Origin of the sequence: Anaerotalea alkaliphila (assembly GCF_010179735.1) — a bacterium.
GTDB classification, from domain to species: Bacteria; Bacillota; Clostridia; order Lachnospirales; family Vallitaleaceae; genus Anaerotalea; species Anaerotalea alkaliphila.
The window spans coordinates 41,709-68,433 of record NZ_JAAEEH010000015.1 but is presented as its reverse complement, the minus strand read 5'-3'; the positions used below and the strand labels follow the sequence as shown (position 1 = coordinate 68,433).

Here is a 26,725-nt window from a genome sequence, read left to right as displayed (position 1 = left end):
TACCTATGAGATGGTTGAAATTCAATACGTGGTGTCTGTTGATTCATTCGAATATTAAAGTTGCATTTTCAAGGAACATTCGGGATGATTTCTTAATCTGTCCCGTAACAATATCTTACAAGGAGGTTATAAGATGCCCAACATCAACGAAGACTCCTTGTCCCTGGCCTTGGGCCAGAAGATCCGGGAGACACGAAAGGCGAAGGACCTGAAGATCGCCGACCTGGCCCGCATGACCGGTCTGACCGTGAGCATGATCAGCCAGGTGGAGCGGGGTATCATCTCCCCTTCCATCGAAACCCTCAAGAAGATCGGGAACGCCATGGAAATCCCCCTGAGCTATCTGTTCGAGAATGGCGAAGGCGCCACACCCCAGATCCCGACGGGCGAAGCCGGTATCCAGCAAGTCCAGGCAGCAACCCACCGCGCCCCTTCCCCGGTGGTGCATCCCCACCAGCGCAAGATGATGTCCCCGGGGAAGGGCGTCCGTTTCTATCTGTTGAACCCCAACCTGAAAGGCGAAATCGAATTCATCTACAATGAATACGAGCCTGGAAGCGGAACCGGGTCCTCCCTCTACTCCCATCCAGGAAGCGAATGCGGGCTGATCCTCACCGGCGAGCTGGTGGTGCAGATCAACGAGGACATCCATGTCCTGAAGGCAGGGGACAGCATCACCTTCAACTCCACGGACCCCCACGCCAAGCGGAACGAGTCCGACGAGCTCTGCACCTGCGTGTGGGCCAACGTCCCTCCCTGGTTCTGAATCCAAGCAAAGGAAAGGGGCTGGGGCACCGGTTTTCATCACCGGCGCCCCAGCCCCTTTCCTTTGTTTGCATTTGTCTACAGTTCGTCCAGCCGCACAGGCCTTCCTTCCCGTAGGGAGATGTTGGCCGCTTCCGCAATCAGGACCGGCTTGAGCCCGTCCGCACCGTTGACCACCGGCTCCTTGTCCCCATTGATGGCATCCGCGAACGCGATCAGCTCCTCCGCAAAGGCCTCATTGTAGCGCTCCAGGAAGAACCATTTCGGCGGATCCCCAAGGACCCCTTCCTTCGTGGTCAGGATGGTCGTACTGGGTAGGTCGTTGAAGTCCTGCACGCATCCTTTGGAACCATGGACTTCCACCCGCTGGTCGTAGCCATAGGTGGAACTCCTGCTGTTGTCGATGATGCCGATGGCGCCGTTGGCGAACTGCAGGGTGACCACGGCGGTGTCCACATCCCCCGCTTCGCCGATGGCCGGGTCGATCAGGACCGCAGCCTTCGCGTACACCTCCACCACTTCACTGCCTGAAAGGTAGCGGGCCATGTCGAAATCATGGATCATCATGTCGAAGAACAACCCGCCGGACACCTTCACATATTCGATCGGCGGCGGCTCGGGATCCCTGGATGTGATCTTGATCGTGTGGGGTGCGCCGATCTTGCCTCCCTGGACCATGTCCCGCACCTTCTTGTGGTTGTGGTCGAACCTGCGCACGAATCCGATCTGCAGCTTGACCCCTGCAACCTCCACAGCCTTCAAGGCGCGGTTGATCTGGTCGACGTCATGGTCCACGGGTTTCTCGCAGAAGATGTGCTTCCCGGCTTCCGCGGCCTTCATGATGAATTCCGCATGGGTGTCCGTGGAAGAACAGATCAGGACCGCATCGATCTCCGGATCCCCGAAGACCTCCTGGGGATCCTTTGTCACATTGTCCACACCAATCCCTCTGGCCCACGCTTCCATCCCCTCGTTCATATACGGGTCTGCGATGGTTTTGATTTCCATCATCGGAATGCGGTACGCCACATTTTCCGCATGGAGCTTTCCAATCCTGCCTGCTCCCAGAATGCCAACCTTGATTTTCTTGTCCATATGTTCACCCTCCATACTGTTGTCTACCTCTTGTTCTTCGTGTAGATGTCAAAACCGACCGCGATGACCAAAATGAATCCCTTGACGATGTACTGCCAGTAGGCGTCCATGTTCATCATGCTCATCCCGTTGTCGATCGTCGCCATGAACAAGGCCCCCAACGCCGCTCCCGCGACCTTTCCGGACCCTCCCGACATGCTCGCGCCTCCGATGACAGCCGCGGCGATGGCATCCAGTTCCATATTCATCCCCGCAGAAGGCGTTCCCGCATTCAGCCTGGCCGACAGCACGATTCCTGCGATTGCGGCCAGCACACCGTTCAACATGTAGACGATGACGAGATTCTTCCTGACGTCGATTCCCGAATACTTGCTGGCCTCCATGTTTCCGCCCATGGCATAGATGCTTCTTCCGAAGGTCGTCTTTTCCGCAACGAAAGTGAAGATGACCATCAGCACAACCATCAGGAGCACAGGGACGGGGATTCCGTTGTAGCTGTTCAGCATCAGTATGATACCCATGATCACCAGCGCTGCAACCGCAATCTTTGCGGCCATCTTGTAGAGGGATTCCACCGGAAAGTTGTACTTCAACCTTGACCTGCGCTTGTTGAAGAGAGTCGCGGTCCATACCACCACCGCAAGAACGCCCAGGGCAACCCCCACTTCATTGGACACATACGCCTGTCCCACATAAATGTAGCTTGGTCTGAACGGCGCAATGGACACCCCTTTCGTGACTCCCAGCAGGCCGCCCCTGAAGATCAGAAGACCGCCCAAGGTCACGATGAAGGCCGGAACCTTGATGTAGGCGATGATGGAACCCTGAATGACACCGATCAACGCCCCCGCCAGAAGGATGACGGCCATGGTCGCCGGCGTACCCCATCCGTTCCAGATCATCAGGGCAGCCGCCAGTCCACCCAGGAATCCCAGCACGGAACCTACCGACAAGTCGATGTTACCGGTCACGATGACCAAAACCATGCCGGCTCCCAGTATTCCCACGATGGCCATCTGCCGCAGGAGGTTGGAGATGTTCCTGACCAAAAGGAAGGTCCCATCCGTAGTATAGGTGAACAGGATCCACAGCAGCACCAGACCACCGATCATTGTAAATGTCCGTATGTCGATTTTTGGCATGTTCTTTTTCTTTGACGGCAACTTTGCCGCATTCGTCAATTCACTCATCCTTGCAACCCTCCAGTCGCTGCCATCATGATTTTTTCTTGGTTCGCTTCATCGATTGCCAGTTCTCCCCTGACCTTCCCTTCGCCCATGACCAGGATGCGGTCGCTCATCCCCAGAACTTCTTCCAAGTCCGAGGAAACCATGATCACAACGACGCCTTCCTCCACCAGCATGTTCATGATCTTGTAGATTTCATACTTGGCGCCCACATCGATGCCCCGGGTCGGCTCGTCCAAGACCAGCACCTTGGGTTCCGTCATCAGCACCTTGCCCAAAACGACCTTCTGCTGGTTGCCTCCGCTGAGGTTCCGCACTCTGGTTTCCACACTCGGCGTCTTCGTTTTCAGGTATTGCACATACTCGTTTGTATAATGAACCTCAGCACTTTCGTTCAGGATGGCGTTTTTAGAAACACGTCCCAAGCTGGACATGGTGGTGTTTTCCTTGATGTTCATGTCAAGTACAAGTCCGTACCGCTTCCGGTCCTCCGTGACCAGCGAAAGACCATGGCCGATGGCATCGCCGGGACTTTTGATGTCCACCCTTTTTCCGTCGATATAGACCTCTCCTTCGCTTTTTGCCGGAAAAGCCCCGTAGATGCTGGAAAACAGTTCCGTCCTCCCCGCTCCCATCAGGCCGCTGACCCCAAGGATTTCCCCCTTGTAGGCTTTGAAGCTTACATTGTGGATCAGCTTCTTCCCCGGAATCTCCGGGTGGTCGACGCTGAAGTTCTTCACCTCGAATCCGACTTCTCCCCTGGTATGCTCCACCCTGGGGAAAAGGTTCGTCAGCTCCCGCCCCACCATCATGCTGATGATTTTATTCTTCGTCAGTTCTTTGATTCCGCTTGTTCCAATGGATTTGCCATCCCTGATGACCGTCACCGAATCCGCAATCCGCATGACCTCATCCAGTTTGTGGGAAATATAGATGCTGGTGACCCCTTCCTTCCGCAATGCGTCCAGAATGTCCAGCAGGATATCCACTTCCTTTTCCGTCAAGGCTGCCGTAGGCTCGTCCAAAATCAGCAGCCGCGTCTTTTTCGACAGCGCCTTGGCGATTTCCACAAGCTGCTGCTGTCCGATTCCCAGGTTCTTGATCTTGTCGTCCGGAGTCACCACCGGATGCTCCGACCCTGCCACGCTGGCAGCCAGCCCCACCTTTTCAAGCAGCAGCTGTGTCTGGTAATATATTTCATCCCATTTCACCACTCCCAGACGGTTGGGTTGATTTCCCAAGAAGATGTTTTCACCCACACTCAATTCCGGCACCAATGCCAATTCCTGATGGATACAGATGATGCCCTGCTTCTCCGCATCCTCGATCCCCTCAAAGGACTGCGTCTTGCCGTCTACCACGATTTCCCCATCATAAGTGCCCGCAGGATACACGCCGCTCAGAACCTTGATGAGTGTCGATTTTCCCGCTCCATTCTCCCCGCAGATCGCATGGATTTCTCCACGACCCACTTGGATGCTGACCTGGTCCAATGCCTTTACACCGGGGAAAACCTTGCATATGTCTTTCATTTCCAATATGAAATCTGTCATCTCATCACCTCTTGACTGCACTTTTATGGCGACCGAACCACATCATTTATAGAATGGTTGGGGCATCCGGGTCTTTCCACCCGCATACCCCAACCCGCATTCTAGTTCACTTCAGGCCATTGGTCCTGAGGCACATTCCTGTACACATCCTCCAGCTTATGGAAGCCGCTCTTGATCAGTACGTCCACGATGTTGTCCTTGTCCACAGCGACGACATCAACCGAGAAACTGTCCACCATTTTGGTGCCGTTGTCCAATTGAATCCATCTTCCGAGGCTTGCGTCCAGCTCGGTCGCAGGATCCTTTCCATTCGCCAGTGCGATGGCCACTTCCATGGCCGCCGAGTTCAGCATCTGCAGAGGCTTGTATACCGTTCCGGTTTGGGTCCCTTCCACAATCCTTTGCGCCGCGGCGATGTCGGCATCCTGTCCCGCAATCGGCACTTTTCCTGCCAGCCCTTGGGCAGTCAACGCCTGGATTGCGCCGCCGGCGGTACCGTCGTTGGATGCGATCACAGCTTGGACATCGTTGTTTGCCAGCGTCAATCCGTTCTCCGTATGCATCAAAGCTTCCTTGGGATCCCACCCTCTGCACCATTGCTCCAGGACGATATTGATGTCCCCTCTGTCGATATAGGGTTGCAGGATGTTTTTATGTCCTTCATATACAAGATGGGCGTTGAAATCTTCCGGTCCGCCCTTCAGCCAAATGTAATTCCCCTTGGGAGCCTGCTCCACAACGAACTGGGCCTGGACTTCGCCGACCTTTACCGAGTCGAATGTCACATAATAATCCAAATCCCCATTCCGGACCAGCCTGTCATAGGCAATCACCGGAATGTCCGCTTCATGGGCGGAAGCCACGATGGAACCGGCCGCTTCGGAGTCCAGCGCCTGTACGATCAGTACGTCAACTCCCTGGGAGATGAGGTTTTCCGCCTGGGACATCTGTTTCTGCGCCTCATCCTCCGCCGATTGGATCACTACCTCAACGCCTTTTTCAACGGCATAATCCTGGAACATCTTGATTTCACGCTGCCACCGCTCCTCTTTGGACGTGCCCAAGGAGATGCCGATAACCACCTTCTCTTCACCCCCCGCTGCTGTTTCTCCTGATGTGGTCCCGTTTCCTTCGCCGGTGTCCGGGGTTTCTCCACCCTTCTCTGAACATCCGCTGAAGACTCCCACGGACAGCATCAGGACCATGACCAGTGCCAACAGTTTCATTTTCCTTTTCTTTTGCATTGATTTTCCCTCCTTAGATAATTTACAATGAAATTTAATTCCTTTGTATGGTCCTAATTATACGCATTGCCACCGATATTTACTATAACTATCTTGCTCAATGAATTCAAGCTTCAATGCGTTTTATGCTCCCTCAAACACGTGACTACAGTTTTCTTGCTTTATGACCGTCTTAATCCATAAATTTAATCTTTTATCCTTGTTTTTATTGTGAATATCGCCATCTTTTTGTGCGCTTTATGGCAATCTCCCCATTTATCCTCATCGTTTGGCTATTCTATCGTGAAACATTTGACGCGCGTTAAAATATCATTTATAATGAAATTACGGCTTTAGACAATCATTTTCACTAAACAAATAAAGGAGGTAAACAAATGAAACTGGGATACAACGAAGCTACCTGCATGAAGCGGTCCTCTGTGGAAAACGACCTGAAGCTCTGTGAAAAGTACGGCTACGACTACATCGAGCTGCGCCTGGACATGCTGAAGGAATACCTGAAGGACCACAGCATCGAGGAATTGAAGGGCTTCTTCCAGACAAGCCACCTCAAGCCCTATGCCTTCAACTCCATCGAAGACATCAACTTCTGCGGCGAGCAGCAATGGAAGGAACTGGTGGACCTCTTCACCTTCGGATGCCAGGTCGCCCAGGCGATTGGAAACCCCTACATGATCGTGGTCCCCACCATGGGGGACGACATGTGCAGGAAGACCGAGGCGGAGGTGTTCGAGGATTCCGTCTCCGTCCTGAACAAGCTTGCGGACATCGCACAGCCCTACGGCGTCAAGCTGGCCTTCGAGCCCATCGGGGACCGGCGCTGGGCCTGCAACAGCATCCGGGAAGCCTACGAGATCGTCAAGGCCGTGGACCGGGAGGATGTGGGCCTTGCCGTGGACTGCATCAACGTCTATCTCCATGACAAGTGCGCCGACGCCGGCTACCTGGAGGAAATCCCCCTGGACAAGATTTTCGTGTTCCACATCAACGACTGCGAGGACCTGCCCCTGGGCGTCCTGGACCACTGCCATCGGCTCTTCCCCGGGGACGGCTGCATCCCCATCACCAAACTCACCGAACCCCTGAAGCGGAAGGGGTACGACGAAATCGCCTCCCTGGAGCTCTTCCGTCCGGAATACTGGGAAATGGACCCGGAGGACGTCATCCGGATCGGGGCGGAGAAGTCGAAACAATTCCTTTAAAATCCACATGCTGTCAACATCGAACCGAGGAGGGCCATTGCCCTCCTCGGTTCTTTTGCCCCCACATCAATTCCATGCAAATTCCCATCAGATATCAACAAGCATTCCCATCCTCTTCGCGGTAGAATTTAATATAGAAACCTCAACACAGATTGTGACGAAGCATTGTGAAAGGAAATTCCCCCATGACGAAAGATCTTTTGATTTCCGGGTTTTCCGACGAAATCTCCTTCTCCCTGGACGAACAGCTGGCGGTGGTCGCCTCCTTGGGAATGGAGTACATATCCCTCCGGGGCATCGACGGAAAGAACATCGGAGAGTACACCCTGGAGGAAGTCCAGGATACGGTGAAGCCCCGACTGGACGAAGCCGGCATCGGCGTTTCCTCCATCGGATCCCCCATCGGCAAGGTATTCATAGACGACCAGGAAGGGTTCGAGAAACAGAAGGCGATGCTGGATACCCTCTGCCGGATCGGACAGCTGCTGGATTGCCACAATATCCGCATCTTCAGCTTCTACATCCCCAAGGGTCAGGATCCGGAGGGATATAAGGAAGAGGTGGTCGCCAAAGTGAAGGCCTTTGCCGAAATCGCCGGTCGGTACGGGATGGTGCTCCTCCACGAGAACGAGAAGGACATCTACGGAGATACCTCCAGGCGCTGCAAGACCCTGCTGGATGCGGTGGATTCCCCCCACTTCAAGGCGATTTTCGATTTCGCCAATTTTGTCCAGGTGGGGGAAGACACCCTGGACTGCTGGGAGCTCCTGCAGGAGGATGTGGCCTACATCCACATCAAGGATGCGGTGTCCACCGACTCCCAGAACGTGGTCTGCGGCACAGGGGAAGGGAAGATTCCCGAAATACTTGGCATGGCAGTCCGAAACGGCTACAAGGGCTTCCTGACCCTGGAGCCCCATCTGGTCCTCTTCGATTCCCTGAAGGACCTGGAACTGGAGGACGCCAAGGAAATCATCAAGGACGACAAGGGTCTGGACGGCGCCAGCGGCTACAAGCTGCAGTACGAGGCTCTGTTGAAAATACTGGAAACCATAGGAGGATAAGGACATGGACAAAGTGAGAATGGGCGTCATCGGATTGGGTGCGCAAGGAGGCTTCTATGCCGGCTTCCTTGCGGAGGGAAAAGTGGGTAATACGGTGCTGGCCGCCATCTGCGATACGGACCCGTCCAAGAAGGCCGTCGCCGAAGAGAACTACCCCGGGGTACCTTTTTACACGGACCACATCGAATTGCTGGAAAGCGGAGAGGTGGATGCGGTCGTTACCTGCGTCCCCCACTACCTGCATCCCCAGATGGGCATCGACGCGCTGGCCCGGAACATCCACGCCCTGGTGGAAAAACCCGCCGGCGTCTACACCCGGCAGGTGGAGGAATTGAACGCTTTTGCACAGGCCAGGCCTGCGCTGACCTTCGGCATCGTATTCAACCAAAGGATGAATCCCCTCTACCGGAAGCTGAAGGAGATCATCGACAACGGCGAGATCGGCGGCATCCGCCGGACCAACTGGATCATCACCAACTGGTGGAGACCCCAGGCCTACTACGATTCCAGCGCATGGCGCGCAACCTGGGCCGGAGAGGGCGGCGGCGTCCTGGTGAACCAGGCTCCCCACCAGCTGGACCTGCTCCAGTGGATCTGCGGGATGCCCCAGAAGGTCTATTCCAACCTGAAGTACGGCTACCAGCGGAACATCGCTGTGGAGGACGAGGTCACGGCGCTCTTCGACTACGGCAACGGGGCGACCGGCGTGTTCATCACCTGCACCCATGACGTCATCGGAACGGACCGCCTGGAGATCCTGGGGGACAAGGGCAAGATCGTCGTGGAAGGCAGCAAGAAGATGACCGTCACACGCCTGAACCGGTCCGAAGCCGAAATGAACGCAGCCATGAGCTGGGCCGACGCCATGAAACTCTTCATGGGCCAGTCCGCAGAGCCCGCATGGACGGAAGAGGTCCTGGAATTCGAAAGCGTCTGGGGTGCCCAGCACATCGGCGTCTTCGAGAACTTCTCCGCCAACATCCTGGACAAGACCCCCCTGGTGGCTCCCGGAACCGAAGGCATCCGCGGCGTGGGCCTGGCCAACGCCATCCACCTGTCCAGCTTCCTGGGCAAGGAAGTGGAGCTTCCCGTAGACGGAGACCTGTACTATGGGGAGCTTCAGAAACGGATTGCCGAAGAGCAGTCATGTTGAGGGTTGCTGTCATCGGACTGGGCGACATCGCCCTGGTCCACCTTCCCATCATCCAGAGCCATCCGGACGCGGTCCTTGTTGCGGTGTGCGACATCGACCGAAGCAAGCGCGCACTGGCGCCGGAAGCTGCTTTCTACACGGACCATCTGGAGATGCTGGAACAGGAGGACCTGGACTGCGTCCACAACTGCCTGCCCCACCACCTCCATTTCCCTGTCACCAAGGCTTGTGCGGAACGGGGCATCCATGTTTTCCAGGAGAAGCCCGTGGCCATGAACACCCGGGAAGCGATGGAGCTGGTGGCACTGGAGGACGCCAACCCAGGTGTGCGGATCGGCATCTGCATGCAGAACCGGTTCAACGAATCCACGGAAGCCCTGCTGGAGCTCGTCCGGAGCGGGAACTACGGCAAGGTGCTTGGCGTCAAGGGGCTGGTCACCTGGCACAGGCCCCGGTCCTACTACGAATCCAAACCCTGGAGGGGCCGAATGGAGCTTGCGGGAGGCGGCACCATGATCAACCAGTCCATCCACACGCTGGACCTGCTCCAGCTGCTGGGCGGGGAGGTCGAGGCCATCCGTGGATCCGTCGACAACCTGCTTGACTACGGCATCGAGGTGGAGGACACCGCCACGGCGCACATCCGCTTCAAGAACGGGGCCCGGGGACTGTACTTCGCAACCAACTGCTATGCCGGAAATTCCAGCGTGGAAATCCAGGTGCTCCTGGAGAACGGGAAATTCACCATCAAGGACAACATCCTGATGAAAACCAACGCATCCGAAGAGAAGGAAAAAATCGTGGAAGACAGCAGGCTTCCCGGCAGCAAGTTCTACTACGGAGCCAGCCACAAGAGGCTGGTCGGCCTCTTCTATGAGGGCATCCGCACCGGGAGCCGGGACTATGTCCATGCGCGAGACGCCCTGGCCTCCATCCGGATGGTGGATGCCATCCGGATGTCGTCGGAACTGAAAAAAGAAGTGCATATGGAGGATTTTTGATATGGATAAAGGCAAGATTGGCGTACAGATGATGATGTTGGCCGGCAAGGTCAAAGAACTGGGCGTGTACGAAACCATGCGGCGGCTCCACGATATGGGCTACCGCTGCGTGGAGGTCTCCCAAATCCCCATGACCCAGGAGAACGTCTCCGAACTGAAACGGGCCTGCGGGGATTTCGGCATGGAGGTGGCCGCACTCTCCGCATCCGTGGAACCCATGTATCCGGGAGCCCCCGGGGAGACCTTGGCCGACGATTTCGACAAGATCGTGGCGGACTGCAAGACCCTGGACTGCAGCTACCTGCGGATCGGCATGCTGCCCTTTTCCTACATGGGCGACAAGGATGCGGTCCTGGCCTTCACCGGAAAGGCGGAAGCCTATGCACAGCGTCTGGCGGCCGAAGGCATCGACCTCTACTACCACAACCACCATGTGGAATTTGAGAAATACGGCGGGAAATACCTGCTGGACATCATGAAGGACAGCACCAGCCGCCTGGGCTTCGAGCTGGACGTGCACTGGATCCAGCGGGGAGGCGAGAATCCGGTAGAATTCATCAAGCGCTATGCCGGCCGGATTTCCCTACTGCACCTGAAGGACTACCGCATCGGAAAGTTCGACGCCTCCAAGGTGGACATGGGCGACATGGCTGCCTTCATGGCGGCCTTCACGGGAACAGTGGAATTTGCCGAGGTCGGCGAAGGGAACCTGGACATGAAGGCCATCATCGAAGCGGGCCTTGCCGCCGGTTCCCGCTATTTCCTCATCGAACAGGACAACCAGTACGGACGGGACCCCTTCGACTGCCTCCAGACCTCCAAGGACAACCTGGAGAAGCTGGGCTACGGGGCCTGGTTCTAAGCCATAGAAAAGGAGAAGGTCATGCGGACCTTCTCCTTTTCTCATCCTTTCCCTTCCTCCCGGCTCTCCACCCTGCTGGGAGGAAAGCCCCGTACCTTCTTGTAGGTGGCGCTGAAATGGGACAGGGAATTGAACTGCAGCATTTCCCCAATCTCCGACAGGGTGTGGTTCCCCTTGGCCATCAGGAACTCGGCTTCCTGGCACTTGGCCTGTTGGATGAAGCGGGACAGGGTCACCCCCATCTCCTCCTTGAACTTTCTGGACAGGTGGGACGGTGTCACGAACAGCTCTGCGGCGATTTCCGCCACTTCCAGCTTCTTGTACAGGTTCGCGTACACTTGGTCCAGGACTTTTGCAACCAGGGGACCGGCTTCCCGGGTCCGGTACTTCCGCACCGCGTCGCAGAAGACTGTTGGGATTGCGGCGTTCAGTTCCTGGATCTGTTTGGCGGTCCGGGCATTTTCGATGAAGCCGGCGAAATTGCTGGACATGTTGTGGGCAATCCCTAGCGGCACCCCCCCCTGGATGGCCGCCCGGCAGGCCAGGGAGTTCAAGGTGACCAGCAGGTTCCTGTCCGTGCGCAGTGGATTCTCCGGAGTCCGGTTGGGGATGTACATCTGCCGCCGGTCCTCCTCCAGGGTCTTGAGGAGCCCTGCGTTTCCCGTTTGGATGGCGTGGAGCAGGTCCGCTTCCATCCGGTAGTTTCCGTCCACGAAATCATGGGAGCCAAGCAGGTTCTCGTGGAACTTATCCTTGCCAGAAAGGTCCGGTCCCGGCTGGACAGCCTGGACCTGTACGCTGGAGGCCAATGGATGCCAAAACAGGTGGGCCGCAAGGGCGGCCAGGTGCTTCAGTTCCGAGCCAGAGAAGGCCTTGAGGGAATCCCAGCATTCCAGCACCTCCTGCACCTCCTTTTCCCGGAGGCGCAGGAACTTCAGCACCCCGCGCAGCTCCCCCTCCGGCAGGATTTCCTGCAGAAGGGGCCCCACCGCCGCCAGCCCCGCATAGGAGCCCTCTTCATGCACCGGCAGAAGGATGTAGACCCCCTTCCAAGGTGCGGTGTAAAGCACGACCTTGTTTTCCTCCGGCGGTGCCAGGCGGATTCCCGCCTGGATGTCCGCCCTGGCAAGATTCTGGAAGGCTCCCTTCCCCTGCAGGAGATTGAAGTTGTAGATTTCCCTGTTCCCCTTGTCCAGTAGGAATACGCCTGTCTGGACCACGCTCCCCAGCATGTTTGCCTTCTGCTCCAATTCTCTCCGGGCCATCCGATTCCTCCTACCGCAACAGGGTTATGGTTTTGGCGTCGAACTCCACCAACCCGTCCTGCCGCATCTTGTTCAGCTCCCTGCTCAGGGACGACCTCTGCACCCCCAGCCTTTCCGCCCATTCCTTCTTCGGGAAAGGCAGACGGACGACCAGGCTTCTCTGCAACAGGGCCTCATATTCCAGGAACTCCAGGACCTGCTGCCGTATGGTCTTCAGGGAGATGGCGTTGATCTTCTCCGCCAGGACGTTTGCCTTGTCGGAAATCTCTCCCAACAACCCAATCATGAACTCCCGGTTGCTTCTGCAGAGCTCCAGCACCAGTTCCTTTCGGATCTGCAGGACCGTTGTCCTGGCGATGGCGATGACGGTCATGGGATAGTAGTTCCTGCTGGAAAACAGCAGGTTTGCCCCCAGCAGGTCCCTGTCGGTAAAGACGGAAATGGTCAGGATGTTTCCGTTTTCATCGATTTTCTGTACCGCAACCCTTCCCGACAGCACGATGTCGATGGTCCTGCACTCCTCGTTCTGCAGATGGATGATCTGCTCCTTCCCATACTCCCTGACCTCGCAATGTCCGGCGGCCAAATATCGTCCCAAAGTTTCCTTCCCTAATCCCTTAAAAAGACGGATGCGGGTGAGCGCATCCACGGTCGGATCCAACTGCATGATTTCCCCTCCAAAAAGTTGCTTCGGTAACTTACTTCTGTGTTGTTTTCCAGTATACTACAAACAACAACGGATTGAAAGGAGTCATCAACCATGAAAAGAAAACTGCAGAGGACCGTACAGATCGGTTTCCTGGCCCTCTTCCTCTTCCTCTTCGCCGCAGGACGCGTGCAGATGTGGATGGGCCTTTTGCTCCTGGGCATCCTGGCCTCCTTCCTCCTCGGGCGCGTCTACTGCGGTTGGATTTGTTCCATCAACACGGTCATGCTGGGTGTTTCCCGGCTCAAGAAGAAGCTGCACATCAAGAGCCTGCCGGTCCCTTCCGCATTCTCCAAACCCTGGGTGCGGCATCTGGCCCTGGGCGTTTTCATCGGCCTCTTCCTCTTCTCCATGGCTACCGGCAGGAAGGTTCCCGTGTTGCCAGCCCTGTTTGCTCTGGGGGCCTTTGCCACCTTCTTCTTCCCGGAGGAGCTTTGGCACCAGCACTTGTGCCCTTATGGAACCCTGATGCTCTATCCCGCCTCCAAAAGTCCCCGGGGGATGGCCATCGATGCGGACCTTTGCAACAACTGCGGGGCCTGCAGGCGCGCCTGTCCCGCGCTTGCTGTGGAGAAAGGTGGCAGCCACCATTTCATCCACCAGAGGGACTGTCTGGTCTGCATGGAGTGCGAACGGAGCTGCCGGCAGGACGCCATCCGCTACCGTTAGGAAAAGCCCCGGTTCCCGCAATGGGAACCGGGGCTTTTCCTGTCATTAGGCCAAGGCAGCCCTGATTTTCACGACCACTTTCCGTATGGGCATCGGCTCCGATACGCAGCATCCCGGACGATGGATGTCCGATGGGAAGAACACCACGAATTCCCCAGGGACCAGGTCGATGAACGCTTCCTGCGCCGGCGCCTGGTAGTAGACCATGTCCTTGTCGGGACGTTTGTCTTCCGTGACCACCGCGTCCCCGTTGACCTCCGCCCAACCCATCCGTTCCTCCCCTTCCAGGAGATATTGGATGTCGATGTAGACCACATGGGCTTCCGGCCTTCTGTTCTCCAACAGGTCCGTCTGCATGGTCTGCAGCATGGCGTAGATGTCCTTCCCTTCCACTTCATAGGTTCCAGGCTCCAATGTGCTGAAATCCGTGTCCCCCAGATATGCCAGCGCCCTTTGCACCGCTTCCGGATATGCCGCCCAATCTTCCCGTCTGTTGATGTTTCCTCTGATCATTGTTTTTCCTCCTCGATGGTTTTTCTTGCCTCTTCCAAGAGCTCCCGGTTGCGCACACTGTCCCGGTGCCTTCCCAGGACCTGGTGCAGCCGCTTCGCTTCCTTCACGGTCTTCCTGTATTTCTTCTTGTTCAGCCCCGGAAAAAGGGCCGCCCCGTACTCGATTTTCTTGGCGGCGATCCGGAACTTGTGGAGCCGGTCCTGGTCGTTGGCGTCCAAATCCTCCAGGTTGATGTCCAAGCGCATCAGTTGATAGGCATGGTACATCCTCTTGAAGGATTTCCTGACGGCCTCCGACTTCTCCTGCTCCCGGAGGTTTTTCATCTCAAGGAGCAGGGAGAGGAGCTTCAGGATGAACGCCGCATAGCTGCCGCTGCCTGTTACCTCCATCAGCTCCTCCAGTTGCTTCCTGCGCTCTTCGGTGAAATAGGCGGTATAGCCCCCTGCATCCTGGGGAACCCCTTCTCCCCCGCTCCCCAGGAATTTCAGCAGGACGTCGTACTCCCGGATCTTGTCCGTGTGTGCGAACACCTTTTTCCCATACGACTTCACTTCTTTGGCCAGGTCTTTCCTCCCCTCCGGCTCGCGCATGGAGAGCAGCACAAAGACGTTCCGCATGGCGATCCTGAAGTGGTGGAGGGCGTAGACCCGCATCCCCTCGTCCTTCAACCGGGCCTGGATGTTCGCCAGCTCCCAGACCCGCAGCTGGGGAATCTCCTGGAGGAGGAATCCTCCCAGGTTTCCGGCCTCCTCCCGGTGCAGAAGCAGCAACAGCCGGCCCTGGCCTCCTTCCTCCCATTCGATGAAGGCCGCACTTCCCTTGTCCATGGGGACATGTTCCCCTGTCAACGCATGGACCCACCGGCTGAGGGAGGGCTCATGGCCCACCCCTGCGACCACCGCTCCCCGCCCCTTCACCTCTTCGAGGAAGGTTTCCAGGTCCCCTGTCTCCAGGCTCTCCACCTGTCCGACCGCAGGGACACCTACGGCGTCCGCCAGCAGGTTTGCCGTCTGCAAAGCCCGCACTAGGGGACTGCTCAGCACCTTCAATCCGGACGGCAGGATTCCCGCCATCCCTTGGGCGGCCCGTCCGAATTCCCGGGCCCCCTTTGCGGTCAGCTTCCTCTCCCCGTCCTTCTGCTGTTCCTTCCGCTCCTCCGCCTCTCCATGGCGGACCAGTATCAATAGCATAGGTCTCCTCCCTTCTCCCTGTTCATTCCTCGTAGACCATTTTCCTTGTCATCCCTCCGTCCAAGACGAGGTTGGCACCGTTGATGAAGTCGTTGCCTTCCTCGGTCAGGTAGAGGCAGGCCCTGGCCACATCCTCCGGCTTGCCCACCCTTCCGGAGAAATGCTGGGCATGGTCCCTTTCCTTGAGCATGCCGTACACCCCTGTTTCGATCCATCCGGGGCTGATGCAGTTCACCCGGATCCCATCCGGCCCCAGGGAGGCCGCCAATGCGTGGGTCAGCGCCTGGAGGCCGCCCTTGGAAGCCCCATAGGCTTCCCCATGGGGCTCCGACATGAGCGCCCGGGTGGATGCGATGTTCACGATGGAGCCGCCACCGTTTTCCCGCATGGTCTTGGCCGCTTCCCTGGAGCATAGGAATCCACCACGCAGGTTCGTGTCCAGGATCCGGTCCCACTCCTCCACCGCCAGTTCATAGGGGGATTTCCAGACGGAAACGCCCGCATTGTTCACCAGGATGTGGATGGCACCAAATGCCTCCACCGCCTCTTTCATCAGGGCCTGGATCTCCCGGGGATTCGCCACGTCCGTACGGACGAAAAGCGCCTCTCCCCCGGCGTCTTGGATGGCCGCTGCAGTCGCGGTGCCTGCTTCCCCATCGATGTCCGCCAGAACGACCCGGGCCCCTTCCGCTCCATAGGCCAGGGCGATGCGGCGTCCGATCCCATGGGCAGCTCCGGTGACCACCACAACTTTCCCTTCATGTTTCATCTGCAATCCCCCTATCCTATCCCCATGCCGTGGTGCTCCCGGAGGAAGGCTGCAACCGCTGGCAGGTTCAACGCTTCTTTTTCCATTAAAACCGCTTTAAGTCCTCCAGCGCAAAGGTCCATTCCGGTGTGACCAACCCGCGCTTGCCTTCCAGCGTATACCAGGGGCTCAGGTCCCAATCCACCGGGTTGGCCATCAGTTCGGTCTGTTGCGCCGGCATATGGGACTGGGCAAGCAGGAAGACCTTCCCGCCCTCCCTGTTTTGGGCAAGGTCCACCACGATGGCGGCATGTCCCGGGCTGCCGCCCACGATGAACACGTCTCCGATCCGCATGTCCTCCACCTCCACCGGATGCAGCTCCTGCTCCAGGGACCGGGTTCCCGCATAGGCGAACACCATGTCCATGAATTTCCTGAACGACGGATAGCTGTTCCCAGGTTCCCCCACCAGATGCCAGCTCTCCTCCCTGCCGTTCACCCGGATCCGGTATCCCTCCATCCATTTGCCGTATTCCGCTTTAAAGCCGGACACGAACCGGAAGCCGATTTCCTCGTACGCCCCGATGGAATACAGGTATTCCCCCCGCAGGAGCAGGACGGCGTCCGCACACTGGTGCAGGTCCCTGTCTCCGATGTCCACATCGAAGACGCTGTCGTACACCCAGTATTTCTCCTTCTCGCTGCCGTCATGGTACAGGGGCTTCTCCCCATAGGGTTTCAGCTTCTGTCTGCGGAGGAATGCGCCGAAACCGCCTTCCTCCGCAGGCACCCTTGCATACCCGGTCGGTGGAGGATAACGCTCCTCGACGGTCGTCCCCTCCACATGGACCCGCTGGGAGGCAGCCGCAGGAGCCTCCATCGCCAGACGTCCCCTTTGCACCTCCCCTTCCTCGCCCCCGGCCCAAAAGCAGCCAACCATTGGAAGGGCCACCAGGAGAGGGAGGAACATCCTGATGGGTTGCCTCATTGTCCGCATGCCCCTCATTGGACCTGCACCCCCTCACTCGTTGTCTTTTTTCACCAAAGCTTCGTCTTCCACAGCCGCACTGATGGCTTCCTCCAGAAGATGCTTTTCCTCCACTTCCCGCAGCTTCTGCCGCACGGCTTCTTCCATGTCGTACTCCTGGGACAATCCGGCATACAGGGAGTATACCATCAGCACCAGGATGATGGCAAAGGGCAGTCCGGTCATCACCGATGCCGTCTGCAACGCAGACAGGCCGCCCCCGATCAGCAGGGTCGCCGCCACAACCCCCTCCATCACGGCCCAGAACACCCTCTGGGGCACGGGGGATTCCAGTTTTCCCCCGGAGGTCAGATGGTCCACAACCAGGGAACCCGAATCCGAAGAGGTCACGAAGAACACCGTCACCAGGATGATGCCCACGACGGAAAGCAGCTTCGTCAGCGGCAGATGCTCCAGCATGGCAAAGAGCGCGATGGACACGTCCTGCTCCACGATTGCGACCAGGTCCGCAAGCCCGTTGGTCTCCAGGAATATGGCGGTTCCTCCGAAAACGGACATCCAGAGGAAGGACAGCAGCGTGGGGAAGAGCATGACCCCGAACACAAACTCCCTGACGGTCCTCCCTTTGGAGATCCTGGCGATGAACATCCCCACGAAGGGGGACCAGGAAATCCACCAGGCCCAATAGAAGATGGTCCAACCGCCCTGCCAGTTGGTGTCCTTGAAGGTCTCCGCCCAGAAGCTCATCTGCGGCATGGTGGCCAGGTAATACCCCAGATTCTGGGTGAATCCGCTCAGGATGTAGACGGTGGGGCCCACTATCAGGATGAACAGCAGGAATACGCCCGCCAGCACCATGTTGATTTCGCTCAGCCTCTTGACACCCCCATCCAGGCCCATGACAACCGATGTGGTGGCCAGGGCTGTGATGCCCGCTATCAGGAGCACCTGGGTGGTTGTACTGATGCTGATGCCGAACAGGAAGTTTAGGCCCGCATTCACTTGGGCGACTCCCAAGCCCAGGGAGGTCGCCAGACCGGTGAGGGTGGCAAGGACCGACAGGACGTCGATCATGTTGCCCCAGAAGCCGTAGATTTTGTTTCCGATGACCGGGTAGAAGACGGAGCGGATGGTCAGGGGCAGTCCCCGGTTATAGGCGAAAAACGCCAGGCCAAGGCCCACGACGGAGTAGATCGCCCACGGATGTATTCCCCAGTGGAAATAGGTGGTGACCATGGACGCTTGGGCGGCTTCCGCCGACCCGGACACCACATCCCCGAACATGGGGGACGGCGTGCTTAGGTGCAGCACCGGTTCCCCTACGCTCCAGAACAGCAGCCCGATCCCCATCCCTGCGCTAAGGAGCATGGCATACCATGCAGGCTTGCTGAACTCCGGCTTGGCATTGTTCCCTCCGATCCGGATGCCGCCAAACCTGCCTAGGGAAAAGAACAGGGCGGCTGCGATGAAGAAGTTCGCGGCCAGGATGAAAAACCATCCCGCCTCCTTGGTGATGGCACCCAATGCGCTTCCGAAAAAGGCTTCCGCCGCCTCGGAGAACAACAGCGTGCCTCCAATGAAGATCGCCAGGAGAACGCTGGAAATAAGCGTGACATGGGGATGGATGTCGAAGCCGAACCCTTCCCAGTTCCCCTCACCGGGCTCCTTCCTGCCTGCATCGTCGAACAGGGATGCCGTAGGTCTGATCTGCAGTCCCTTGAACGGCTGCCGCTCCTTGATCGCTTTCCTTCTGGCTTCCGCTTCGGCCTTCTTCAACTTCTTCGCCAACGCCCGTTTGGAATCAAGTTCCCTTTTCTTGTCCTCCTCCATATCCATACCTCCTTTTGTACCCATTATAATCCTACAGCGCCCCTCTTACAACAGCCCTCTACAAGAAAGCATACTTCGTATGCATTCAGACTACACTAGGAAAGCTTGGTCCCAAACAAGCTTGGACGAACTTTCCTAGTGTAAAAAAAGAACGGCATGTCCATGGACATGCCGTTTGCGGTCACCATTTGATGATGCCGAAGGTCGCCAGCACGGAGCTCAACAACACCGCGATGATGAAGACGGGGGCGACATACCGGACCATGACGGTATAGAATCTTTTGGTCTGTATGGTGGAGGATTCGTTGGCTTCCTCCGCGATTTCGTCGGTCTTGAGGATGTAGCCGATGAAGATGCACATGAACAAGGCACCCACCGGCATCAGAACGGCGTTTGTGACGAAATCGAAAAAATCCAGGATCGCAAGATCGAAGATGGTGATGTGGCTCCAGATGCCGTTGCCCAGGGAAGAGGGCACACCCATCAGGATGGTGAAGATTGTCGTGACCGCAACCGACTTGTTCCTGGAAATCCTGTACTTGTCGCAAAGTGTGGAAACCACCACCTCCATCAGGGAGATGCCGGAGGTGATTGCCGCGAAAAGCACCATCAGGAAGAAGGCGCTTCCCACCAGGGAGCTCAGGGCCATGCTGCCGAAAACCTTGGGCAGCGTGATGAACATCAGTCCCGGCCCTGCACTCAGGGCTTCCGCGCTCCCGCCCGAGAAGGCGAATACGGCAGGTACGATCATGAAACCCGCCAGCATGGCCACACCCGAGTCGAAGACCTCGATCTGCTTCACCGATTTCTTGATGTCGTCCTTCCTGCTGAGGTAGGAACCATAGGTGATCATGATGCCCATGGCCAGCGACAGGGAATAGAACATCTGCCCCATGGCGGCCAGGACACCTTCCATGGAGAACCTGGAAAAGTCGGGAATCAGGTAATACTTCAGTCCATCCAAAGCCCCCGGAAGGGTCATGGCATAGATTCCGATCCCAAGGGAAAGGGCGATCAGCACCGGCATCAGGACCTTGTTGACCTTCTCGATGCCGTCCTTGATTCCCTTGAACACCACAAAGGCCGCCAGCAACACGAATACGATCTGCCAAAGCACAGGTTCCAGGGGACTTGTGATGAAGCCCACAAAGAAGTCGTCCTTTGCCGCCGCCAGATGCCCACCGGATGCGAAGGTGACCAGATACTTGATGATCCAGCCGCCGATCACACTGTAATAGGGGACGATCAGCGCCGCCACCAGCACGGCGATGACCCCGATGAACTTGAACCTCTTGTCCAGGGCTGCATAAGCGCCAATGGGGCTCAGCCTTGTCTTTCTGCCGATGGCGATTTCCGATGTCATGATGGCATATCCGAAGGTTGTGATGAAGAAAATATAAATCAGTACGAACAGCCCTCCGCCGTACTTTGCCGCAAGGTAGGGAAACCTCCAGATGTTGCCCAATCCTACCGCGGAACCGGCTGCCGCCAGTACGAAACCGATCTTGCTGGAAAACTCGCTTCTTTCTTGCATAATGTGCTCCTTTCTTCTTTCGCCAAAACACATTATAACATCGTCTCCAGCAGTGTCAACCGGAAAATGCTCCCCGGAAACAGAAACCCCCCGCAGGGGAGGATGGTTGCCGGCAACCGGACCTCTCCTTGCGGGGGCTTTCATGTGCTGTCACCGGACATCCACGATTGTTTTGTCCGCACCTACGCTGACGGTGAAAATGCGGGCATCGACAGCCGTATCCACGGCTTCCCAGGGCCTGTAGTAGTGGAATTCCAGCCGCACCGTGCCTTCACCCACACCCTTGAAAACCCACGTGTGCTGGCCGGCGGCACCCACCATGCCTCCATCGGCATCCGGTGCGGCATAGGCGTCGCTGTCCAACTCCAGTATCCCTTCCTTGTCCATCTGGTATGCCCAGGCATAGCCTGTGCTGGGGTTTTCCTGCAGCTTCACGGTGAGGAATAGGTCAAGGACGCTGTATTCCCCGGCTTTTTCGTCCAGACTCCGCAACACATTGACCATCATCACGGCCGCTTCCGCCCTGTTGACCAACCTCTCCGGATTGAAGGCCCCCTGGTAGCCCTGGATGATTCCCAAGCTCTTGAGCGCGTGCAGATGACCCAGGTCTTCCGCCGGAAGCGCTCCGGTATCGGAGAACACCGTTGTTCCCGCCGGGACGTCCATCGGTTCCAGATCCAACGCCTTCGCCAGCATCACCGCCAGCTGCAGCCGGTTCAGCTGGAGCTCCTTGTAGAACTCGCTTTGGGTGGCGATCCTCAGTGCGGTCTCTTCCCGCATCTGCTCCCTTGCCCAAGGCGGCAGCCGGTCCCAATCGATTTCAACGGCAGGTCCCGTCACCACTTCCATGGCCGGGCCCGTGGCCGTGTCTACGCCCGCTAGGCAGTTCCGCATCCGGCTCAGCATCATCACGCCTTCCGGACCGGAAATGTTCCTGTTCGGTCCGAAACTTCCATCGGGATAGCCCTTGACCAGTCCCCACTGGGCCGCCTCCTGTACCGGTTCCAAAGCCCAGTGGCGCTGGACATCAGGGAAGCCGGGGCCGGTTCCGTCCCGCAGGCGGTCCTGCTGTTGGATCCGTGCGGGACTGGTGATCTGCAGCCTGTCACGCAACCGGAGCATTTCAGAATCTTCCGCCATTGCCGGCACAGCCATGCCAAACAAAAGGATGGCTGCCATGCATGTTGCAAACAGTTTCTTCTTCATTTCTTTCACCTCCGTCGATCTGCTGATGCAGCCTTGCGGCTGCCTGGGTCCGGAAACAATCAAACCGATGGACCACCCCCTTTCATGGGATCAGTAGGCGTTAAGTTCCTCCAGCGTCTTCCGCGTCAGCCATTCGCTGTTGATGTCCGTCAGCACGAACAGGTAATCCCCAGCCTTCAGCACCGTATTGCCCCGGGGGAGAATCTCCTTTTCGCCCCGCTTGACGCTCACCAGCAGACACTTTTTCGGCCAAGGTATTGCGCTCACGGCCTTGTCCTCCATAGAGGATCCGTGCTGCACCACGATTTCCACAATCACCTTGTGGCTGTGCTCCTCCTCTTCCTGTATATGATGGTCGGAAACCAGCCTGTCCAGCAAGGAATCATAGATGGGCAGGCTCTTCATCAGGTCCGCCGCGATGTAGGCCGTCATGGAGACGATGGACAGGGCAAGCAGGTGGTGCAGGCTTCCTGTCATCTCCAGGATCAGCACGATGCCTGTGATGGGAGCCCTTACGATTGCGGCAAAATAGCCCCCCATGGCGAAGATGACGAAGTTGTGGAAAAGGGCAGGGTCAACGCCCAGATACCGGATGGCCACCGTGGCGAACATGGCTCCCTGTACCGAACCCAGTACCAGCAGCGGCAGAAAGATTCCCCCTGGAGCTCCCGACCCGAAGCTTACCATGGAAAAACCGAATTTGACCGTGAAAATAAGAAGCAGAAGGCCCAGGCCGTTTTCCAGATTCAGCTGTTCCACAATCCGGTGCCCTCCCCCAAGGACGATGGGGAACGCCAGCCCCAGCACACCCGCCAGCAGGAAGGGCAGGACGATCCGGTTGCGCTCCGTCAGAAAGCCGTTCTTCTTGTAGAGGGACTGCACCTGCAGCAGGGTCCGGTTGTAGAAGGCCCCCAACAGTCCCAGCAGTCCACCCATGACAACCAGCATCCAGTAATTCTCCAGCGGCATGGTTTTAGTCAAGGCGAAATGGAAGACGGGCTCGAATCCGAACACCTGCTTCGAGACGAATTCCGCAACAACCGCCGCCGCCATGGTGGACAGGAGGATCAGAGGGGAAAAGTACTTGAAGATCTCTTCCAGTGCGAACAGCACGCCCGCCAGGGGCGCATTGAACGCAGCCGCCAGGCCCGCGCTGGCACCGCTGGCCATGAGTATTTTCCTCTCCATCCGGCTTCTCCCCACCTTGTTGCCCAATCCCTCGGCCACGCTGGCCCCCAATTGGATCGACGGACCCTCCCGCCCCAGGGAAAGGCCCCCAGCGATGGCCAAGGTCCCCCCGATGAATTTCATCACCACGGTGTGCAGCCATCGCTGCTGGAAGTAGCCTAGGATGATTCCCTTCAATTGGGGGATGCCGCTTCCGCTGATCATCCTGTTCTTCGCGACCAGATGGGACACGATGAATCCTAGAAGCACCAGTCCCCCAAACAGCAAGGGAATCCATCCCATGTGCGTTTTGAAAAAACCGTACATGGCGAAGGCGAACTCCTCCGCCATCCCCAGCACGATCCTGTACAATACGACAACGGCTCCCGCAACAAGTCCTACGGCCAGGCTGGCCAGAACCAGCGGTATCTTCCTGTAGTCATGGGACGTCATGCTGTTCAAATTGTTTTTCATGCATTCTCTCCTTGTTTTAATCTACTTCAATTATCCTCCTTTTTTCCCTAGAATTCAAGTCATCCCTCGCCAACCCAAGAGCCTTTCTGAAAATCCGCCCTTCCACCCTTGTAATCCCCCTGCAAGAAGACTATAATTTAGTTGAAACCATCCTTGTCCCATTTTTCCAGAGAGGGGTTGAACCATGTACAAACTGACTGTAATCGAAGGGATGACCACAGCATCCATCTCCACACTGGAGGATGCCGGCGTGAGGAATGTCGATGACCTGCTGGCGGTCTGCGCCACCAGGAAGGGACGGAGCGAACTTGCCGCCAAGACCGGTTTTCCCGAAAAGCAGATCCTGACATGGGCCAATTATGCGGACTTGACCCGGATCAAAGGGGTGGGGGGCGAGTACGCCGAACTGCTGAAGGCGTCCGGCGTGGATACCGTTCCCGAGTTGGCCACCCGCAATGCGGAGCACCTCCTGCACAAGCTGCAGGAAACCAACGCAACCAAGGAGCATGTGCACAAGATGCCCACCCAGGCACAGGTGGCGGACTGGATCCACCAGGCCGCAACCCTGCCCCGAACCTTGAGCTATTGAAGATGGAACGCAGGAAAAATCCCGGATTTCCTAATTGGAATCCGGGATTTTTCCTGCGTTCCTCGGGCAGCTGGCGGATGTACTCCTCCGGGTCGTTCGCGTCGTGATGCATGGTCTCACCTTCCTTCCATCCGGGCGACGATTTCCCTATAACGCCGGGTAGCAGCTTCGGAAGGTTCCCCCTTCCTGCAGATCCAAAGGTCCGCCAGCTTCCGGCTGGGCCTCTCCACCACCATCCTGCCCTGGCTGTCCAGCTTCCCCGCCAGGGCGGCAAGGGCTTCCTGGAAACGTCGGTCCTTCCTGGCCTTGGGATAGTAGGAGAGCACATGGACATACTGGAAGAGGTTGTAGCGTAGAAAAGGGTATTCGACCTGCATGAAAAGGGTGACTCCCGGATTGGAGTGCTCGGTTTCCGGTCCCCTTCCGTAGGAGAACTTGTTGCAGCGCCAGCCGCCGTCCTCATACCGGTGGGCCAGCAAGTGGTCCAGCATTGCCTGCACCCTCCCGTCCTCTGCATACCCGTTCCGGCAGAGCGCGGCTGCCGCCAGCGCCGTATGGCAGGGGTAGACCGACCCCTTGGGGGCGATGCGGACCCGCCCGTCCGGACCGCAGGCGTCCAGCACGAGCTGGGCCGCACCCCGGAGGGCTTCGTGGGATCCGGGCACCTGGAGTTCCCCCATGACCAGGAGCGCCGTAAGGGTGCTGATGGGTTTCTCGATGCCGAGCTTCCCATCCGGGGTCGCCCAGAAATCCCCACCGTTGCTGTGGCGGAACCCAAGGATCCGTTCCAGGTCCTCCGCCGCCTGTTTCCGCATGTCCATGTCAAAACCTCTTTTCCAGGTGGAGCCCTACCAGCCTTCTGCAGGCCAGGGCGATGGCGCACAGCTTCTCCGGGTCCACGTTGTCCAGGGTGTCCTTTGGGGTATGGACGATTTCCGACAGGATCTCCCAGAGGTTCCCGGAGGAGATGGCAATGGCGGGGACGCCCTCCATGACGAACAGCATGTGGTCCCCTTGGTGCCAGGGTTCGATTTCGAGGAACGCTTCCGGATCCCCGAACGCCTCGGTGAACCCCCTGCGTTCCCTTTCCCCGCAGTTGAAGAGGCAGTAGGAGCTGGGCTGTCCCTTGTGCCCCGCCCCGTCCATGTTGACGGCCAGGGCGACTTCTCCCATCCTTCCCCTGTTTTCCTCCAGATACAGCATCTGGCCGGAGGCGGCGTAGTAATCCTCCCCGTTGACCGCCAGAAGCTCGATTCCGTAGTCCCCCCCATAGCCTTCCAGCAGCTCCGCCATGGCCAGCAACAGGACGACACCCGTGGTGTTGTCCAGGGCGCCGGGGGTTCCCTTCTTTGTATCCAGATGGGCGCAGAACACGATCCTCTTCTCCGTCCTTCCTTTTTTCCTCCCGATGACATTGTTTCCCGTCGAAGGGATCCGCTGGGAGTCGATCTCCAGGGAAAGCTTCTCCGACCGTTTGGAGAGGATCTTTCCCCCTTCCTCCTCAGTGAGATAGACGGAAGGGATGTGGAAATCCCCGTCCTCGAACAGGGGGAACGGGTATACGGCTCCGGCCAGTGCAGGATTCCTGGCGGTGACCGCCACGATGGCCAGAGGCTTCTTCGCCTCCAGCGTCGCCACCATGCGGCGGTGCTCCTCCGGATTGTAGAAGACGAAGTTCTTGGGCATGACCTGCTCCCTGCAAAGTGCACCATGCAGCACGGCGATCTTGCCTGTGAAATCCCTACCCTCCAGCTCCTGGAGCGTCCCTGCGGTCTCGTAAGGACGCTCCGCCAGGTCGCAGGGCAGGGAGTAGGGGGACGTCAGCACCTCCAGCGCCTCTTCCCCCAGGAGGAGCCTGCTTCCTCCGTCCCGCCAGTCGATGCAGGCAAACTCCGGTGTCTCCACCTGGAATCCGCAGGACCGCATCCGGTCTGCGATGTACCGGGCCGCCTCCTGGTTCCCGGGGCTTCCCACATGGCGGTTCCCGGTCCGCAGGCACAGCACCTCCAGGTCTTCCCGGATCCGACCGCATAACTTCGTTGACATCCGAACACCTCCCGACTTCGCCTAGGGTTTCTCCGTCTTCCAGATGTACTTCAGCGCACCGGTGGGGCAGGTGTCGATCACCCGGGCCACCTCCTCCGCATCCGCAGCGTCCGTGATGATCCAGGGTTTCCGGCCGAACTTGAACACCGCCGGATTCCCCCGCAGGCAGTTCCCCGAGTGCACGCAGAGGCATTTGTTGAAATAGACGTCTATCCTATCCCCGCAGTACTTCTTGTAGCCGTTCTCCAGCAATTCCTGCTCGTCTTGCGGCTTCTTCCCGTTGTCCATGATTTTCCTCCCTGTTAGAGTCTCTAGGTGTCCAGCTGCGTCTTCAGGACGAACAGTTCCACCAGGTCTCCCGTCCTGTTTCCTAGCTCGGACTGGACCCCCTTGGGGATGTTGACGACCTGCCCTTTCCCATAGACCTTTACTTCCTCGTCCTCCAACCCCACGCTGAGCTGCCCCCGGACAATCAGGGCATAAACCTCCGCATCCGTGGGGTGCTTGGGGAACACTTTTCCCGGGGGGATCACCACATGGTTCATCAGCAGGTTGTCGGCTGTGAACACGTTTTCGAAAATCTCCCGGTCCGTCAGCGTATAGCTGTAAATTTTCTCCATCCTGTCGCACCTCGCACATTTTCCAACAAACTTACCTAGTGTACAAAACAAGCG

General features: G+C 57.7%; 26 protein-coding genes. 8 read left to right on the top strand and 18 right to left on the bottom strand.

The window, feature by feature from the left end:
- The first annotated feature begins 133 nt into the window (after positions 1-133).
- Entirely contained in the window at positions 134-766 is a 633-nt protein-coding gene (locus tag GXN74_RS07080; RefSeq protein WP_162370232.1) for a cupin domain-containing protein, read from the top strand.
- A gap of 77 nt (positions 767-843) precedes the next feature.
- On the opposite strand, the gene iolG is transcribed toward GXN74_RS07080, so the two are convergent.
- The 4 genes from iolG to GXN74_RS07060 form a co-directional block, all read right to left on the bottom strand.
- Positions 844-1,860: an inositol 2-dehydrogenase gene (gene iolG / locus GXN74_RS07075; protein ID WP_162370231.1), complete on the bottom strand. Its 1,017-nt coding sequence runs from the start codon at positions 1,858-1,860 to the stop codon at positions 844-846.
- Positions 1,861-1,883: 23 nt separating this feature from the next.
- A complete protein-coding gene (locus GXN74_RS07070) occupies positions 1,884-3,050 on the bottom strand; it encodes a sugar ABC transporter permease (protein WP_162370230.1) in 1,167 nt (388 codons plus the stop codon).
- On the bottom strand, positions 3,047-4,600 hold the full coding sequence (locus GXN74_RS07065; protein WP_162370229.1) for a xylose ABC transporter ATP-binding protein: 1,554 nt from the start codon (positions 4,598-4,600) through the stop codon (positions 3,047-3,049). Before GXN74_RS07065 ends, GXN74_RS07070 begins: the two co-directional genes overlap by 4 nt.
- A 101-nt stretch (positions 4,601-4,701) precedes the next feature.
- A complete protein-coding gene (locus GXN74_RS07060) occupies positions 4,702-5,844 on the bottom strand; it encodes a sugar ABC transporter substrate-binding protein (protein WP_162370228.1) in 1,143 nt (380 codons plus the stop codon).
- Positions 5,845-6,218: 374 nt separating this feature from the next.
- Between GXN74_RS07060 and GXN74_RS07055 the strand changes: the two genes are divergently transcribed.
- From GXN74_RS07055 to GXN74_RS07035, 5 genes are all read left to right on the top strand, one after another.
- Complete coding sequence (locus GXN74_RS07055; protein ID WP_162370227.1) at positions 6,219-7,046, top strand: sugar phosphate isomerase/epimerase family protein; 828 nt, start codon at positions 6,219-6,221, stop codon at positions 7,044-7,046.
- 185 nt (positions 7,047-7,231) lie between these two features.
- Complete coding sequence (locus GXN74_RS07050; protein WP_162370226.1) at positions 7,232-8,110, top strand: sugar phosphate isomerase/epimerase family protein; 879 nt, start codon at positions 7,232-7,234, stop codon at positions 8,108-8,110.
- 4 nt (positions 8,111-8,114) lie between these two features.
- Positions 8,115-9,263, top strand: coding sequence for a Gfo/Idh/MocA family protein (locus tag GXN74_RS07045; RefSeq protein ID WP_162370225.1), 1,149 nt, complete (start codon positions 8,115-8,117; stop codon positions 9,261-9,263).
- Positions 9,257-10,264, top strand: a complete 1,008-nt coding sequence (locus GXN74_RS07040; protein WP_162370224.1) for a Gfo/Idh/MocA family protein — start codon at positions 9,257-9,259, stop codon at positions 10,262-10,264. The genes GXN74_RS07045 and GXN74_RS07040 overlap by 7 nt, the downstream gene beginning before the upstream one ends.
- Position 10,265: 1 nt before the next feature.
- Entirely contained in the window at positions 10,266-11,126 is an 861-nt protein-coding gene (locus tag GXN74_RS07035) for a sugar phosphate isomerase/epimerase family protein (RefSeq protein WP_162370223.1), read from the top strand.
- A gap of 41 nt (positions 11,127-11,167) precedes the next feature.
- Here GXN74_RS07035 and GXN74_RS07030 read toward each other — a convergent pair whose 3' ends face one another.
- The gene (locus GXN74_RS07030) at positions 11,168-12,391 is read right to left on the bottom strand and encodes a helix-turn-helix transcriptional regulator (protein WP_162370222.1); all 1,224 of its coding nucleotides are present in this window, start codon (positions 12,389-12,391) and stop codon (positions 11,168-11,170) included.
- A gap of 10 nt (positions 12,392-12,401) precedes the next feature.
- Entirely contained in the window at positions 12,402-13,058 is a 657-nt protein-coding gene (locus GXN74_RS07025) for a Crp/Fnr family transcriptional regulator (protein WP_162370221.1), read from the bottom strand.
- 93 nt (positions 13,059-13,151) lie between these two features.
- On the opposite strand from GXN74_RS07025, the gene GXN74_RS07020 reads away from it, so the two are divergent.
- The gene (locus GXN74_RS07020) at positions 13,152-13,766 is read left to right on the top strand and encodes a 4Fe-4S binding protein (RefSeq protein WP_162370220.1); all 615 of its coding nucleotides are present in this window, start codon (positions 13,152-13,154) and stop codon (positions 13,764-13,766) included.
- 45 nt (positions 13,767-13,811) lie between these two features.
- On the opposite strand, the gene GXN74_RS07015 is transcribed toward GXN74_RS07020, so the two are convergent.
- The 8 genes from GXN74_RS07015 to GXN74_RS06980 form a co-directional block, all read right to left on the bottom strand.
- Positions 13,812-14,279, bottom strand: a complete 468-nt coding sequence (locus GXN74_RS07015) for a NanQ anomerase/TabA/YiaL family protein (protein WP_162370219.1) — start codon at positions 14,277-14,279, stop codon at positions 13,812-13,814.
- Positions 14,276-15,469: a CHAD domain-containing protein gene (locus tag GXN74_RS07010; protein ID WP_162370218.1), complete on the bottom strand. Its 1,194-nt coding sequence runs from the start codon at positions 15,467-15,469 to the stop codon at positions 14,276-14,278. Before GXN74_RS07010 ends, GXN74_RS07015 begins: the two co-directional genes overlap by 4 nt.
- Before the next feature lie 22 nt (positions 15,470-15,491).
- On the bottom strand, positions 15,492-16,238 hold the full coding sequence (locus GXN74_RS07005; protein ID WP_162370217.1) for a glucose 1-dehydrogenase: 747 nt from the start codon (positions 16,236-16,238) through the stop codon (positions 15,492-15,494).
- 85 nt (positions 16,239-16,323) lie between these two features.
- A complete protein-coding gene (locus GXN74_RS07000; RefSeq protein ID WP_246208632.1) occupies positions 16,324-17,157 on the bottom strand; it encodes a DUF4846 domain-containing protein in 834 nt (277 codons plus the stop codon).
- A gap of 81 nt (positions 17,158-17,238) precedes the next feature.
- Positions 17,239-19,035: a BCCT family transporter gene (locus GXN74_RS06995; RefSeq protein ID WP_162370215.1), complete on the bottom strand. Its 1,797-nt coding sequence runs from the start codon at positions 19,033-19,035 to the stop codon at positions 17,239-17,241.
- 181 nt (positions 19,036-19,216) lie between these two features.
- A complete protein-coding gene (locus tag GXN74_RS06990; protein ID WP_212505731.1) occupies positions 19,217-20,569 on the bottom strand; it encodes a sodium-dependent transporter in 1,353 nt (450 codons plus the stop codon).
- Between the two features lie 150 nt (positions 20,570-20,719).
- Complete coding sequence (locus GXN74_RS06985) at positions 20,720-21,775, bottom strand: protease inhibitor I42 family protein (RefSeq protein WP_162370214.1); 1,056 nt, start codon at positions 21,773-21,775, stop codon at positions 20,720-20,722.
- 90 nt (positions 21,776-21,865) lie between these two features.
- Positions 21,866-23,416 (bottom strand): ClC family H(+)/Cl(-) exchange transporter, encoded by a 1,551-nt coding sequence (locus GXN74_RS06980; protein WP_162370213.1) that lies wholly within the window; start codon positions 23,414-23,416, stop codon positions 21,866-21,868.
- Between the two features lie 184 nt (positions 23,417-23,600).
- Here GXN74_RS06980 and GXN74_RS06975 point away from each other — a divergent pair, with 184 nt between their 5' ends.
- Complete coding sequence (locus GXN74_RS06975; protein WP_162370212.1) at positions 23,601-24,005, top strand: DUF4332 domain-containing protein; 405 nt, start codon at positions 23,601-23,603, stop codon at positions 24,003-24,005.
- Positions 24,006-24,121: 116 nt separating this feature from the next.
- Here GXN74_RS06975 and GXN74_RS06970 read toward each other — a convergent pair whose 3' ends face one another.
- From GXN74_RS06970 to GXN74_RS06955, 4 genes are read right to left on the bottom strand one after another with little or no spacing between them, the layout of a single operon-like run.
- Positions 24,122-24,826: a prenyltransferase/squalene oxidase repeat-containing protein gene (locus tag GXN74_RS06970; protein WP_162370211.1), complete on the bottom strand. Its 705-nt coding sequence runs from the start codon at positions 24,824-24,826 to the stop codon at positions 24,122-24,124.
- 1 nt (position 24,827) lies between these two features.
- A complete protein-coding gene (locus GXN74_RS06965; RefSeq protein WP_162370210.1) occupies positions 24,828-26,051 on the bottom strand; it encodes a M28 family peptidase in 1,224 nt (407 codons plus the stop codon).
- A 21-nt stretch (positions 26,052-26,072) separates the two neighbouring features.
- Positions 26,073-26,339, bottom strand: a complete 267-nt coding sequence (locus tag GXN74_RS06960) for a (4Fe-4S)-binding protein (RefSeq protein WP_162370209.1) — start codon at positions 26,337-26,339, stop codon at positions 26,073-26,075.
- A 23-nt stretch (positions 26,340-26,362) separates the two neighbouring features.
- Entirely contained in the window at positions 26,363-26,671 is a 309-nt protein-coding gene (locus tag GXN74_RS06955; protein ID WP_162370208.1) for a cupin domain-containing protein, read from the bottom strand.
- Positions 26,672-26,725: the final 54 nt, after the last annotated feature.

Excerpts from the sequence above, each read along its gene's own strand:
- GXN74_RS07070 (WP_162370230.1), bottom strand. The coding sequence starts at position 3,050 with ATGAGTGAATTGACGAATGCGGCAAAGTTGCCGTCAAAGAAAAAGAAC.
- GXN74_RS07055 (WP_162370227.1), top strand. The coding sequence starts at position 6,219 with ATGAAACTGGGATACAACGAAGCTACCTGCATGAAGCGGTCCTCTGTG.
- GXN74_RS06975 (WP_162370212.1), top strand. The coding sequence starts at position 23,601 with ATGTACAAACTGACTGTAATCGAAGGGATGACCACAGCATCCATCTCC.
- GXN74_RS06965 (WP_162370210.1), bottom strand. The coding sequence starts at position 26,051 with ATGTCAACGAAGTTATGCGGTCGGATCCGGGAAGACCTGGAGGTGCTG.
- GXN74_RS07025 (WP_162370221.1), bottom strand. The coding sequence starts at position 13,058 with ATGCAGTTGGATCCGACCGTGGATGCGCTCACCCGCATCCGTCTTTTT.
- GXN74_RS07040 (WP_162370224.1), top strand. The coding sequence starts at position 9,257 with ATGTTGAGGGTTGCTGTCATCGGACTGGGCGACATCGCCCTGGTCCAC.
- GXN74_RS07080 (WP_162370232.1), top strand. The coding sequence starts at position 134 with ATGCCCAACATCAACGAAGACTCCTTGTCCCTGGCCTTGGGCCAGAAG.
- GXN74_RS07050 (WP_162370226.1), top strand. The coding sequence starts at position 7,232 with ATGACGAAAGATCTTTTGATTTCCGGGTTTTCCGACGAAATCTCCTTC.
- GXN74_RS07010 (WP_162370218.1), bottom strand. The coding sequence starts at position 15,469 with ATGCTATTGATACTGGTCCGCCATGGAGAGGCGGAGGAGCGGAAGGAA.
- iolG (WP_162370231.1), bottom strand. The coding sequence starts at position 1,860 with ATGGACAAGAAAATCAAGGTTGGCATTCTGGGAGCAGGCAGGATTGGA.
- GXN74_RS06955 (WP_162370208.1), bottom strand. The coding sequence starts at position 26,671 with ATGGAGAAAATTTACAGCTATACGCTGACGGACCGGGAGATTTTCGAA.
- GXN74_RS07005 (WP_162370217.1), bottom strand. The coding sequence starts at position 16,238 with ATGAAACATGAAGGGAAAGTTGTGGTGGTCACCGGAGCTGCCCATGGG.
- GXN74_RS07065 (WP_162370229.1), bottom strand. The coding sequence starts at position 4,600 with ATGACAGATTTCATATTGGAAATGAAAGACATATGCAAGGTTTTCCCC.
- GXN74_RS06985 (WP_162370214.1), bottom strand. The coding sequence starts at position 21,775 with ATGAAGAAGAAACTGTTTGCAACATGCATGGCAGCCATCCTTTTGTTT.
- GXN74_RS06995 (WP_162370215.1), bottom strand. The coding sequence starts at position 19,035 with ATGGAGGAGGACAAGAAAAGGGAACTTGATTCCAAACGGGCGTTGGCG.
- GXN74_RS07035 (WP_162370223.1), top strand. The coding sequence starts at position 10,266 with ATGGATAAAGGCAAGATTGGCGTACAGATGATGATGTTGGCCGGCAAG.
- GXN74_RS06990 (WP_212505731.1), bottom strand. The coding sequence starts at position 20,569 with ATGCAAGAAAGAAGCGAGTTTTCCAGCAAGATCGGTTTCGTACTGGCG.
- GXN74_RS07020 (WP_162370220.1), top strand. The coding sequence starts at position 13,152 with ATGAAAAGAAAACTGCAGAGGACCGTACAGATCGGTTTCCTGGCCCTC.
- GXN74_RS07045 (WP_162370225.1), top strand. The coding sequence starts at position 8,115 with ATGGACAAAGTGAGAATGGGCGTCATCGGATTGGGTGCGCAAGGAGGC.
- GXN74_RS07000 (WP_246208632.1), bottom strand. The coding sequence starts at position 17,157 with ATGGTTGGCTGCTTTTGGGCCGGGGGCGAGGAAGGGGAGGTGCAAAGG.
- GXN74_RS06960 (WP_162370209.1), bottom strand. The coding sequence starts at position 26,339 with ATGGACAACGGGAAGAAGCCGCAAGACGAGCAGGAATTGCTGGAGAAC.
- GXN74_RS07015 (WP_162370219.1), bottom strand. The coding sequence starts at position 14,279 with ATGATCAGAGGAAACATCAACAGACGGGAAGATTGGGCGGCATATCCG.
- GXN74_RS07030 (WP_162370222.1), bottom strand. The coding sequence starts at position 12,391 with ATGGCCCGGAGAGAATTGGAGCAGAAGGCAAACATGCTGGGGAGCGTG.
- GXN74_RS07060 (WP_162370228.1), bottom strand. The coding sequence starts at position 5,844 with ATGCAAAAGAAAAGGAAAATGAAACTGTTGGCACTGGTCATGGTCCTG.
- GXN74_RS06980 (WP_162370213.1), bottom strand. The coding sequence starts at position 23,416 with ATGAAAAACAATTTGAACAGCATGACGTCCCATGACTACAGGAAGATA.
- GXN74_RS06970 (WP_162370211.1), bottom strand. The coding sequence starts at position 24,826 with ATGGACATGCGGAAACAGGCGGCGGAGGACCTGGAACGGATCCTTGGG.